Source organism: Thalassobaculum sp. (assembly GCF_040219615.1).
Classification (GTDB): Bacteria; Pseudomonadota; Alphaproteobacteria; order Thalassobaculales; family Thalassobaculaceae; genus Thalassobaculum_A.
Map to the genome: position 1 here is coordinate 166,410 of NZ_JAVJSE010000007.1, position 12,147 is coordinate 178,556.

At 71.4% G+C, this 12,147-nt stretch carries 7 protein-coding genes and 1 pseudogene; 3 read left to right on the forward strand and 5 right to left on the reverse strand.

The annotated features are described in order from the left end of the window. On the reverse strand, positions 1-507 hold the full coding sequence (locus RIC31_RS03025; protein ID WP_350102923.1) for a c-type cytochrome: 507 nt from the start codon (positions 505-507) through the stop codon (positions 1-3). 143 nt (positions 508-650) lie between these two features. Between RIC31_RS03025 and RIC31_RS03030 the strand changes: the two genes are divergently transcribed. Continuing rightward, positions 651-2,084 (forward strand): tetratricopeptide repeat protein, encoded by a 1,434-nt coding sequence (locus tag RIC31_RS03030; RefSeq protein ID WP_350102926.1) that lies wholly within the window; start codon positions 651-653, stop codon positions 2,082-2,084. Between the two features lie 27 nt (positions 2,085-2,111). On the opposite strand, the gene RIC31_RS03035 is transcribed toward RIC31_RS03030, so the two are convergent. From RIC31_RS03035 to RIC31_RS03045, 3 genes are all read right to left on the reverse strand, one after another. Then, positions 2,112-2,615 (reverse strand): OsmC family protein, encoded by a 504-nt coding sequence (locus RIC31_RS03035; RefSeq protein ID WP_350102929.1) that lies wholly within the window; start codon positions 2,613-2,615, stop codon positions 2,112-2,114. 31 nt (positions 2,616-2,646) lie between these two features. Further along, entirely contained in the window at positions 2,647-4,497 is a 1,851-nt protein-coding gene (locus RIC31_RS03040; protein ID WP_350102932.1) for a TRAP transporter permease, read from the reverse strand. 79 nt (positions 4,498-4,576) lie between these two features. Then, positions 4,577-5,521 (reverse strand): TAXI family TRAP transporter solute-binding subunit, encoded by a 945-nt coding sequence (locus tag RIC31_RS03045; RefSeq protein ID WP_350102934.1) that lies wholly within the window; start codon positions 5,519-5,521, stop codon positions 4,577-4,579. Positions 5,522-5,773: 252 nt separating this feature from the next. Here RIC31_RS03045 and RIC31_RS03050 point away from each other — a divergent pair, with 252 nt between their 5' ends. Then, on the forward strand, positions 5,774-7,597 hold the full coding sequence (locus RIC31_RS03050; RefSeq protein WP_350102939.1) for an autotransporter assembly complex protein TamA: 1,824 nt from the start codon (positions 5,774-5,776) through the stop codon (positions 7,595-7,597). A gap of 3 nt (positions 7,598-7,600) precedes the next feature. Further along, complete coding sequence (locus tag RIC31_RS03055; protein ID WP_350102944.1) at positions 7,601-11,995, forward strand: translocation/assembly module TamB domain-containing protein; 4,395 nt, start codon at positions 7,601-7,603, stop codon at positions 11,993-11,995. A gap of 11 nt (positions 11,996-12,006) precedes the next feature. Here the strand turns inward: RIC31_RS03055 and RIC31_RS03060 are convergent. Then, positions 12,007-12,147 (reverse strand): annotated as a pseudogene (locus tag RIC31_RS03060) (IS5/IS1182 family transposase); the annotation flags it as partial.

Below are 12,147 nucleotides of genomic sequence, written 5' to 3' on the forward strand. Positions count from 1 at the left end.
TCAGCGCGGCATCGCGACGGTCAGGTAGGCGGCGGCCGGCTTCTCGCCCGGTCCGACGATGCCCGGCACCTGGTTGCGGATCGGCGCCCGGGACAGGAGGTAGGCGGCCAGGGCCCGGGCGTCGGAATCGCTGAGGCTGCCATAGGCGTGATAGGGCATGGCCGGGGCCAGGACGCGGCCGTCCGGCCGTACCCCGGTGCGCACCGCCGTCACGACCTCCGCCTCGCTCCAGGCGCCGAGGCCGGTCTCGGGATCGGGCGTCAGGTTCGGCGGGTAGAAGATCCCGAGGCCGGGGATTTCGAAGCCGACGTCGCCGCCGCCTAGGTGACGCTCCATGTCGGGCTTTCCGAGCATGGTACCGGGCGTATGGCAGCCGCCGCAGTCCATGATCGCGGCGAGATAGGCCCCCCGCCTGAGTTTCGAGGACTGCTCGGCCGCGGCTAGCGAGCCGGGGATCCCGAGCAGAACGATGCCGAGCATGGTGCCGGCGACGGTCGATAGGCGCATGGACAGACTCCTGTGGCTCTCTCCCCGAGGGCTGCGGCTTCTACCGCATGAGGTTTTCCGATGCCGTTGCCGGAGTTTGCCGGTATTTTCCGAATGGGATTTCCGCCGCCGGGCAGCGTTGCGGCGCAGGACAGCCGGGAACCATGGACGACAGGAAGCGGATTGCGGCGGCGCTGAAGGACCATCTGGCCCGCCAGCGCATGTCGCGGGAGCAGTTCGCCTTCAAGACCAGGCTCGGCAAGTCGACGGTGGACAAGCTGCTGACCGGGCTGTTCTCGGATCGGACCCTGGCGATCGTCGAGTCCCAGACCGGGTTGACGCTCCGCCGACCGCTCGATCCCGGGTCGGCCGGCGGCGAGGGACCGGCGAGCCACGCGCAGCCAGGTCCCGCCCCGGGACCGTCGATCGCCGTCCTGCCGTTCGTCAACCTGAGCGGCGACGACGGGCAGGACTATTTCTCGGACGGTATCACCGAGGACATCATCGCCGCCCTGGCGCGGCTGCGCTGGCTGTTCGTTATCGCCCGGCAGTCGAGCTTCGCCTACAAGGGCCAGGCGTTCGACGTCCGCCAGGTTTCGCGCGATCTCGGCGTGCGCTATGTTCTGGAGGGCAGTGTCCGTTCGGCCGGCGACCGTTTCCGGATCGTCGGGCAGCTGATCGATGCCGAGACTGGGCGCTGCCTATGGGCGGAGCGCTACGACCGGGCCTCGGCGGACATGTTCGCCGTCCAGGACGATATTGCCGGCCGTGTGGTGGCGGCGGTGGAGCCGCAGATCTATGCGGTTGAAGGGTTCAGGGCGGCCGGCGGCAAGCCGGAAAGCATCGATACCTGGGGGCTCGTCGCCCGCGCCCTGATGCTGCTGAACCGGGTCGAGAACCGCCAGAACGCCGAGGCGCGCGCGCTGCTGGAACGGGCCGTCGAGCGAGAGCCGGGCTATGCCCGCGCGCATGCGCTGCTGGGTTGGGCAACGTGGTGGGCTACGCTGTGCTACTGGTGCGCCGACACCGAGGAGGGCTATCGCCGGGCGGCCGGGCACGCTCAGGATGCGCTGTCGCACGATCCAAGCGACCCGTGGGCGCGCATGGTGTACGGGATGTGCCTCAGCACCGCCGGGCAGCACGACCGGGCGATCGGCGAGTTGCAGGAGGCGCTGCGGCTGAACCCCAACTTCGCGCTCGGTTGCATGGCGCACGGTTGGGCGCTGCTGCGGGCTGGGTCGTTCGACGCGGCGATCGCCGAGACCGCGCAAGCGCTGCGGCTCAGCCCGGTGGACAGTTTCTCGGGGTTCTACACGTCGATTCACGGCCTGGCGTTGCTCGCCGATGGACGGTTCGGCGAGGCGCTGCCGTTCCTGCGGGCCTCGGTCGCCGCCTTCGCGGAGTATTCCGGGCACTACAACAGCCTGATCAGCTGCTGTGGCCACCTGGGGCTGGTCGACGAGGCGCGCGAGTTCGTCGCCGCGCGCAACCGCATCGGCCCGCCGCTCCGCCTGTCCGTTCTGCGCCGGAACCTCGGCCGCTTCGCCCATTGCGGGGTGTTCGTCGACGGGCTCCGCAAGGCCGGGGTCACGGAATAGCCGGCGGTCGTTCCGGGCGCGGTTCGGCTACGCTGTCTCGCCGGCACTCATGGCCGGAGGATTCCGCAGCGTCTGGTAGATCACGCAGTAGCGCTCGGTGAGCTCGACCAGGCGTTTGCGGGTCGGCTCGTCGGCGTCGGTGTCGAGCTCGAAGGTCAGCGCGATGTCGGTAAGTCCGACCGGCGTTTCCCGGGAGACCCCCAGCGTGCCACGGGCGTCCCAGTTTCCCTCGGCGCGCACCACCGCGTTCCGCAGGGTAACCCCCATGGCCGTCGCGACGCTCTTGAGCGTCACGCCGGCGCACGCCACCAGCGCCTCGAGCAGCATGTCGGCCGAACATGCCTGGCTGCCGTCGCCGCCGGCCGCCGGGTGCAGGCCGGCGACGACGTCACCGGCCCAGCCGCGGACGCTGCAGGCGATTCCTTCGCCCAGGCGCGCTTCCGCGCGGGCGGGGATGCGCGCGCTGCCGGGATCGTCCCGGTACCGCTGCTTGATCGGCGCCTGCAGCGCCCTCAGTGCCGCCGCGTCCATGGCTTGCTCCTTCGAGGGCCGGCGGGCGGGATCACGCCGTGTCCGCCGCCGCGCGCCTGTTGACCATCACGTTCAGCCCGACCACGGCCGCCAGGATGCCGATGCCGATCGCGTCGGTGGTGAGTCCCGGCTTGATCAGCACGATCGCCGCCGCCAGGAGCGGCAGCCGCTGCCACAGCGGCAGCGGCGCCAGCAGGTAGCCGGCCAGCCCGGCCGACAGGCACACCACGCCCAGGATCGCGGTGACCGCGGTGGTGGCGATCCACATCGGCTCGCCGATCATCAGCAGCGACGGGCCGAACACGAACATGAACGGCACGATGTAGCCGGTCGCGCCGAGCTTCAGCGCGGCGATGCCGGTCTCCCACAGCCCGGCGTTCGACAGGCCGTTGGCGGCATACACCGCCAACGCCACCGGCGGGGTGATCGCCGACAGGATCGCGAAGTAGAAGGTGAACATGTGGGCCGCCTCGACGATGATGCCGAGCTTGACCAGTGCGGGGACCAGCAGGGCGACCTGCACGATGTAGGCGGGCGTGGTCGGCATGCCCATGCCGAGGATGATTCCGGCGACCATGGTCAGCACCAGCGCCAGCACCAGGTGGTTCTGCGAGGCCGCCAGCACCAGGCTGGTGAACTCGATGCCGAGGCCGGTCAGCGAAATGACGCCGATGACGATGCCGGCGCAGCCGCAGGCCAGCGCCACCGAGACGGTGTTGCGGGCGCCGGAGACCAGGCCCTCGACGATGTTGCGCGGCGTGAGGTAGTGCCGGGTCGACTTGCGCAGGCCGGCCGCCACCAGCACCGAGGCGATGCCGCACAGTGCCGAGAACGGCGCGCTGTAGCCGGCGATCAGGGCGCCGACGATCACCGCCAGCGGCAGGAACAGGTGGCCCTGCTCCTTCAGCACCACGCCGAGCCGCGGCAGGTCGGCCTTCGGCAGGCCGCGCATGCCGGTGCGCTTGGCCTCGAAATGCACCGCCAGGAACACCGCCAGGAAGTACAGCACCGCCGGGATCAGCGCATAGGCGGCGACCGTCAGGTAGCTCACCCCCAGGAACTCGGCCATCACGAAGGCGGCCGCCCCCATGATCGGCGGCATGATCTGGCCCCCGGTCGAGGCCACCGCCTCGACCGCGCCGGCGAAGGCCGGCCGGTAGCCGAGGCGCTTCATCAGCGGGATCGTGAAGGCGCCGGTGGTCATCACGTTGGCGACGGCGCTGCCGGACACCGTGCCGAACAGGCCGCTGGTGATGCAGGCGACCTTGGCCGGCCCACCGGTGGTGTGGCCGGTCAGGGCGAGCGCGAAATCCATGAACAGCTTGCCGGTGCCGGTGCGCTCGACCATCGCGCCGAACAGGATGAACAGCATCACATAGGTTGCGGAGACGCTGACCGGGATGCCGAAGATGCCCTCGGTACCGAGATACATCTGCTCCATCAGCTGGGCCCAGTCGGAGCCGGCGCCGAACACCGCATAGAGCAGGAACGCGGCGGCGGTCAGCGGCAGGGCGAGTCCGACGGCGCGCCGCGTCGCCTCCATCAGCAGCAGGATCATCAGCGAGCCCAGCACCCAGTCCTCGGGCACCAGGTCGTCGACGTAGATCATGCGGTTGTCGATGTAGTCCTGGGCGAACAGGATGTAGCCGGCGGCGATCACCGACAGGATCGCGAGCGCGTATTGGGCGATGCCGGGATTGTCCGTCTCGCTGCCCTTGGCAGGAAAGATCAGGAACGCCAGCACCAGCGCGAACGCCACGTGGATGGCCCGGAAGCTGAGCGCGTCGGGCGCGCCGAACCACGCCGTGTACAGGTGATAGAGGGTCATTGACAGGCCGATGGCCATGATCAGACCCGGGGCGAAACGCGACCAGCGGGACATGCCAGCTCTCCGAGACGGGGTGACGGAACGGGTCGGCGGGGGCGACCGGAGCCGCCCCCTTCATGCACGACCGTTCGCGTCAGAGGACGCCCTGCTCCTTGTAGAACTTCATCGCGCCCTTATGCAGCGGTACGCCGGTCTCGACCGCCATCGACTTCGCGTCGGCCTTGCCGACCGCCTTGGCGATCGACGCCAGGTCCGGGATGTTGGCGACGATGTTCTTGAGGACGTCGTAGACCACCTGCTCGTCCAGGTCGCAGCGGGCGATGATGTGGGTCGAGTAGCCGATGGTCGGCACCGCCGCGTCCTGGCCCGGATAGCTGCCGGCCGGAACCATGATGCGCTGATAGCCCGGGTTGATCGCCTTCATCTTGGCCAGCCCGTCGTCCGGGATCGGCACGACCGTGATCGGCCGGGCCGAGGCCAGGTCCATGATGGCGCCCGCCGGCACCGTGGTCCCGAGGGTGAACCACTCGGCGTTGCCGTCCTTCAGCTGGTTCACGCTGTCGGTGTAGGAGCCGTAGCTGACCCGCGGCATGTCGTCGTAGGACATGCCGTAGGCCTCCAGCAGGTGGGCGGTGATCGCCTCGCCGGTGTTGCCCTTCTTCTGGGTGGTCAGCGCCTTGCCCTTCAGGTCGGCCGGCGACTTGATGCCGGAAGAGGCGTTGGCGACCACCTGGAAGTACTGCGGGTACAGGGTGCCGACGTTGCAGACGTTCTGGGCCTTGGTGTCGAACGGCGGCTTGCCGTTGATGGCGTCGACCGTCGAGACCGAGTTGGCGAAGCCGAAGTCGGCCTTGCCGGCCTCGACCGCCTTGACGTTGGCGATGCCGGCGCCGGGCAGGATCTGCACGCTGGAGCCGGAGACGTTGTTCTCGACGATGTTCTTGATCGCGCCGCCGAGCGGATACCAGGACCCGCCCTGCGGGCCGGTCATCAGCTTGAGATCCGCCGCCTGCGCCGACATTCCGAGACCGACGGACATGAGCCCGGCCGCGACTACGCGCGCCATTACCTTCGACATCTTGCTTCCTCCGTGGGATGGCCCGACGTTCGCCCGTCCGGCCGGTTGGTTCGATCGACGGATTATTAACAGCCCCACCGGAGCGGTCCAGACCGCTTTGGTCCGTTGTATGATGACCAGTCCGCACGGCTGCCCGTCCGGCGACCGGAAAATGCGAGCGGCGATTGCCCCGCCGCAAACGGGGGGCAAGTGACTCCGATAGGCGGCCCGACCTATAGTCCGCCATTCCCGCCGCTTCAGGACGTTCGCCCCATGCGCCTTGTCGTCTGTCTGCTGCTCGCGCTCGTCGCCGTCGGGCGTCCGGCCGTGGCGCAGGAGAAGTCGGCACAAGACGGGGCGGCACAGGACGGGGCCAAGCCGGGCTTCGCCTATACCGTCCGGTTCGAGGGCATGGCCGACACCCGCGAACTCGCCGGCCTGGTCCGCGACAGCTCGGCGCTGGCGTCCAAGGCCGGCGACCCGCCGCCGTCGCGCGCCGGCCTGCGGCGGCGGGCCGACGACGATCTGGCGCGGTTCGAGAGCGCGGCCCGTTCGCTCGGATACTACGATGCGCAGTTCGGCTATGCGATCCGCCCATCCGAGCAGCCCGGCGAGCCGTCGGCGGTCGTCGTCACGGCGGATCCCGGCCGACTCTATCGGATCGCCGAGATCGAGATCCGGGCTGTCGACGACCGTTCGCCGGCGATCGGGGTCGAGCTGTCGCGCCGGCGGCTCGGAATCGAAATCGGCGGACCGGCCCGGGCGGCCGACATCGTGGCCGCCGACGCCGCGATCCCCCGGATGCTGCATGAGCGCGGCCACCCGCTCGCGGCGTCCGGCGAGCGGACCGTCCTGATCGATCATGACAGCAAGCAGATGACGGTGATCTTCCGCGTCGATCCCGGGCCCGCGGCGCGGTTCGGCGACGTGACCGTCAGCGGTGCCGAGTCGGTGGACAGGAACTATGCCCTGCGGCGCCTGCCCTGGCGCTATGGCGACACCGCCGACGTCCGGCTGATCGAGCGCGGCCGCCGCCAGCTTGCGGCAACCGGGGTGTACGAGAGCGTCGGCGTGCGGTTCGGCGAGAAGGTAGGGGCCGACGGGTTGCTCCCGGTCCAGGTCATCCTGACCGAGCGGCCGCCGCGCAGCATCGGCGCCGGGGTCAGCGCGTCGACCTCGGAAGGACCGGGCGCGAACGCCTTCTGGACCCACCGCAACCTGTTCGGCGGGGCCGAGCGAGTGGACGTCAACGGTCGCGTCAGCCAGGTCGAAGCCAGCCTGACCAGCGAACTTCGCCTGCCGGACGTTCTCTTTACAAACCAGGACTTCATCGTCAGCGGCGGCCTGATCGGGGAGGAGACCGACAGTTTCGATTCCCAGAAGGTCAGGGTCGGCGGCCGGTTCGAGCGCCGGGTGAACGACATCTGGTCGGTCGACTACGGCGCGGTGCTGGAGCGCAGCCGGATCGACGACGACGGGACCGAGAGCCAATACACGCTGGTGGGGCTGCCGGTCGGCACCACCATCGATACGTCAGACGACCTGCTGAACCCGACGGAAGGCGGCCGGACCCAGCTGCGCTTCACGCCATATCTGGAATCTCTGGGGTCGACGATCAGCTTCTATTCCATGACCGCCCGCCATTCGCAGTATGTGGCGCTGGACAAGGACGGTGACCTGGTCCTGGCCGGCCGCGCCGCCGTCGGGTCGATCATCGGCGCCTCCACGACCAACATCCCGGCCGACCACCGGCTGTACGCCGGCGGCAGTGGCTCGGTCCGCGGCTACGGGCTGCAGAAGATCGGTCCGCTCGATGCCGCCGACGATCCGATCGGCGGCCGGTCGCTTGTCGAGGTCGGCGCCGAGCTGCGCTGGCGGGTCTACGGGGACTTCGGGATCGTCCCGTTCATCGACGGCGGGCAGGTCTACGACGCCGAGACGCCGGACCTCGGCCAGGAACTGCAGTGGGCCGCCGGTCTCGGCTTCCGGTACTTCACGCCGATCGGCCCGATCCGCGCCGATTTCGCCGTGCCGATCAACCGGCGGGACTCCGACGACCGCTTCCAGGTCTATTTCAGCCTCGGCCAGGCGTTCTGAGCGATGGTTCGGCGGATCCTCATCGCCGGTGCGCTGCTGGTCGTCGGCCTGCCGGCGGCGGTGGTCGTGCTCGCCCTCGTGCTGGCCAACACCGACTGGGGGCGCGGGCGGATCGTCGCCGCGGTCGAGACCGCGACGGCGGACGGGCCGGTGCGGGTCCGCGTCGGCGGTCTGGCGGGCCCGCTTCCCGGCCGGATCGTCCTGACCGACCTGCGGCTGTCCGATAGTGCCGGCGAGTTCGCCGTGCTGGACCGTGTCGAACTCGCCTGGTCGCCGCTGGCCCTGCTCGGCGGCCGGCTGTCGGTGCAGGCGGTCGAGGTGACCGGTGGCCGGGTGGAGCGCGCGCCCGACCTGCCGCCGGATCCGACCGCCGAACCGTCGCCGCCGACGCCGCCGACGCTGGAGTTCCCGGTCCCGCCGGTGACCGTCGCGGTCGACAGCCTGCGCGTCGCCGGTCTCGAAATCGGCGCGGCCCTGGCGGGCCGGCCGGCCACGCTGACTGCCGATCTCGGGGCCCGCGTCACCGGCGAGGCGGCCACCGCCGCCGGCTGGATCGAGGCGGCGTCGACGGAGGGTGCCGCCCGTGTCGATCTCGACCTGGCGGTGGTGCCCGAGGACGGCACGCTGCGGGCCGAGATCCGGGCGACGGAGCCGGCGGGCGGCATGGTCGCCGGGCTCGCCGGTCTGGCCGACCGGGCGCCGCTGGACCTGAGGCTGACCGGCAGCGGCACCCTGGACGACTGGCGCGGGCGGCTGGCCGGCGGGTTCGGAGCCGATGCCGCCGTCGACCTGACGCTCTCGGTCGCCGGAACCGGCGCCGGGGCCGGCATCCGGGTGACGGTCGATGGCAGCGCGACGACGCAGCAGCTGCTGCCCGCGGTGCTGCAGCCCCTGGCCGGCCGGTCGGCCGAGCTGGGCGCCACCGTCCGGATCGGCGACGATGGAGACATCGTGATCGAGCGCCTGGCCCTGCAGGCCGCGGCCGGCAGCCTCAACGGAACCGCCCGGATCGACGTGACCGGCGTGCCGGTGGCGGCCGAGGTCGTGCTGGCCCTGCCGGACCTGGCGATGCTGTCGGACCTCGCGGCGATCGAGCTCGCCGGCGCCGGCGAGGCCCGGCTCGATCTGACCCAGGCCGGCCGGCATGCCCGGGTGACCCTGACGGGGGCCTCGAGCGTTGAAGGCATCGAGCTCGATGGCCTGCGCCTGGAGCTGACGGCCTCGGCCGACGCGGCGCTCGCCGGCCTGCCGGGTACCGTCGCCTGGTCGCTCGACGGTTCGGTCGCGACGCCAGAGGGCCTGGCGGCCCCCGACCTGGTGGCGTTGCTGGGCCCGAGGATCGCCCTGCAGGCAGCCGGCACGGCCGGAACCGACGGACTCCGGGCCGAGGTCGACCGGCTGTCGGTGGTCACCGAGGGCGCTCTGCTGGACGCCTCCGCCACGCTGGCCGACGGCCGCCGGATCCGGTCGCAGGGCACGCTCGCGCTGACCGACCTGCAGCGCCTGTCGGGTCTGGCCGGTCGGCCGCTCGCCGGCAGTGCGGCACTGGCCTTCGACGGCACCGTCCTGCTCGACCCGCTCGACGTCTCGGCGGTCCTCGACCTCGGCGTCGCGGACCTGGATCCCGGCGATCCGGCGATCGCCGGCCTGGTCGGCGACTCACCGACCCTGAGCGCCGGGATCACGCTCGACGCCGGGAACCGCCTGACGGTCCACGGCCTGCAGCTGCAGGCCGCCGCGCTGAGCGCCGAGGGCGAGGCCGGCATCGACCTGGCCGGCGGCGGCCTCGACGGCCGCGTCGACCTCAGCGCGCCCGATCTCGCCGCGGTCGGCCGGGCGCTGTCGATCCAGCTCGCCGGCGCGGCACGGGCGGCCGTCGCGCTCGGCGGCGCCATCGCCTCGCCGACGGCGTCTGCCTCGTGGCGGGTCGCCCCGCTGGTCGTCCAGGGAACCCGAATCTCGGCGCTCACCGGCTCGGCCACTGCCGCCGGCCTGCCGGCCAGCCCGGCCGGCCGTCTCGAGATGCAGGCGACGGTCGGCGGCGAGGTGGTCAGTCTCGGAGCGGGCTACGGCCTCGCCGACGAGGCCCTGCGGATCGACGGCCTGGCGCTCGACGGGGCCGGGATGACCCTGCGCGGCGACCTCGCCGTGAACCTCGGTGCACCGTCGGCGGTCGGCCGGCTGACGATGGCGGCCGAGGATCTCGGGCGTGTCGGTGCGGCGGCCGGCCTGCCGCTGAGCGGCGGCTCGTTGCAGGCCGAGGTCGATCTTGCGTCCGGCAACGACCAGTCGGCCGTGCTGAGGGGGCGGCTGACCGGTCTCGCCCTCGACGGTGGCGCCACCCGGATCGCCTCGGTCGATCTGACGGGCGACGGCCGCGGGCTGCTCTCGAAACCGGCGGGAAACCTGCGGGCCATGGTCGGCGGCGTCAGCCGGGACGGTGCCGTCGTACTGGAGACGGCGACGCTGACGGTGGCGTCCGACGGGACCGACGCCCGGGCCGAGCTGACTTTGCAGGGCGAGGCGGGCAGGGCCTATTCGATGACCGCCTCGGCATCGGCCGCACTGGGCGCCTCACCGCTGCGCGCCAGCATCGACAGCCTGCAGGCCGAGGTCGGCGACGTTCGGGTCGCGCTCAGCCAGCCGACCCGGATCACCCTCGGGCGGGAGCCGCGGGTCGACGACCTGTCGCTGACCGTCGACGGCGGGCGGGTGACCGGCGGCGGGCGGGTCGACCCGGAGGATCTCGACGTCACGCTGGCGGTGCGGGACCTGCCGGCCGAGCTCGCCCGGCTGGCCGACCCGACCCTGCAGCTGTCCGGCGGCATCGATGCCGACCTGTCGGCCAGCGGTCCGCTGGGCAATCCGGCCGCCCGCCTGAGCGTCTCCGTGCCGGCGCTGCGGTCGACCGATCCGACGCTGACGGACGTGCCGCCCCTGCGGGCCTCCGCCGAGGTTCTGATCAAGGACGGCAAGCTGACCGCATCGGCCGATGCGTCGGTCGGCGACGGGGTTGAACTGGCCGTGCGGGCGAGCGCCGGCCTCTCGCCCGGCGTCGCCGGTGCGCCGCCGCGCCTTGACGAGACCGGGCCGATACAGGCCAGCCTCGACGCCGAAGCCGCCCTCGACCGGCTCTCGGCATTCGCGCCGCTCGCCGGCGGCCGGCTGGCCGGCCAGGCCTCGGTCCATCTGGTGGTCACGGGCACCGCGGCGAAGCCGCTGGTGAGCGGAACTGCCGGGCTGCGCAACGGCGAAGTCGACCAGCCGGCGGTCGGGCTGTATCTGCGGGACCTGACCATCGACGCCGGTGGCCGGGGCGAGCGGCTGGTGATCGAGACGCTGTCCGCGACCGCGGTCGGCGGCGGTACCCTCGAAGGCTCCGGCGACATCTCCTTCGACGTCACCGAAGGAGCGCCGGCGGACATGCGTCTGGTCGCCCGGCGGCTGCGGGCGGTCGATACCGACGATGCCGAGATCGACCTGGATGCCGATCTGAGCTTCCAGGGGGCGCTGCCGACATATCGGCTGTCCGGGACCGTGACGGTGCTGCCGTCGGAGATCAGGATCCCGGACCAGCTGCCGGCGTCGGTGGTCGAACTGGAGGTCACCGAGGTGCGCGACGGCGTGGTCGTCCGGACACCCGAGCAGCCGGAGGCCGGGCCAGGGCAGGGCGGCGCTCCGGTGGTCCTGGACATCGCGGTCGCGATTCCCGGCCAGGTGTTCATCCGAGGCCGCGGGCTGGACAGCGAATGGGGCGGGGAACTCGCGGTCACCGGTCACCTGGACGCGCCGGCAGTGAACGGCGCACTCCAGGTTCGCCGCGGCCAGCTCGGCGCCCTCGGCCGCACCTTCCGGTTCGACCGCGGCCGTGTGGCGTTCGACGGCGGGCCGCCGGACAACCCGGCGCTCGATATGGTCCTGGCGACCGAGGTCGCCGACATCAACGCCATGGTCCGGGTCTCCGGGCGGGCGCAGGATCCGGAGATCGACCTGTCCAGCGAGCCGACGCTGCCGGAGGAGGAGGTACTGTCGCGCATCCTGTTCGGGTCCCCGCGGGCGCAGCTGAGCCCGCTGCAGGCGCTCAAGCTGGCGCAGTCGACCGCGGTGCTGTCGGGCCGGCTGGGCTCCAGCGGGATCACCGACAGGGTGCGCGAGGCGCTGGGGGTCGACACGCTGAATATCGATGCCGGCGACGATGGCACAAGTTCGCGCGGGGCGTCGCTGTCGGTCGGGAAGTACATCGCGCCTGGCGTCTTCCTGAAGCTGCAGCAGGGGCTGTCGGGAGCCAGCAGCAAGGCGGTCGTCGAGGTCGAGCTGACCGACAACATCAGCGCCGAGACCGATGTCGGGGCAGACTCCCAGAGCCGCGTCGGGGTGAACTGGAAGCTCGACTATTGATGCCGGGCCGGCTAGGTCGTGGACTCATATTGCCTGATCCAGAGTCTGGCGGATGCGAGTGCGATGGCGGCGAGGAAGTTTCTGGCGAGCTTGTGATATCGGGTTGCGATGGCCCGGAAGTGTTTGAGTCGGTTGAAGAAGCGTTCGACGAG

Coding starts and splice junctions, on each gene's coding strand:
- RIC31_RS03045 (WP_350102934.1), bottom strand. CDS start 5,521: ATGTCGAAGGTAATGGCGCGCGTAGTCGCGGCCGGGCTCATGTCCGTC.
- RIC31_RS03040 (WP_350102932.1), bottom strand. CDS start 4,497: ATGTCCCGCTGGTCGCGTTTCGCCCCGGGTCTGATCATGGCCATCGGC.
- RIC31_RS03055 (WP_350102944.1), top strand. CDS start 7,601: ATGGTTCGGCGGATCCTCATCGCCGGTGCGCTGCTGGTCGTCGGCCTG.
- RIC31_RS03050 (WP_350102939.1), top strand. CDS start 5,774: ATGCGCCTTGTCGTCTGTCTGCTGCTCGCGCTCGTCGCCGTCGGGCGT.
- RIC31_RS03025 (WP_350102923.1), bottom strand. CDS start 507: ATGCGCCTATCGACCGTCGCCGGCACCATGCTCGGCATCGTTCTGCTC.
- RIC31_RS03035 (WP_350102929.1), bottom strand. CDS start 2,615: ATGGACGCGGCGGCACTGAGGGCGCTGCAGGCGCCGATCAAGCAGCGG.
- RIC31_RS03030 (WP_350102926.1), top strand. CDS start 651: ATGGACGACAGGAAGCGGATTGCGGCGGCGCTGAAGGACCATCTGGCC.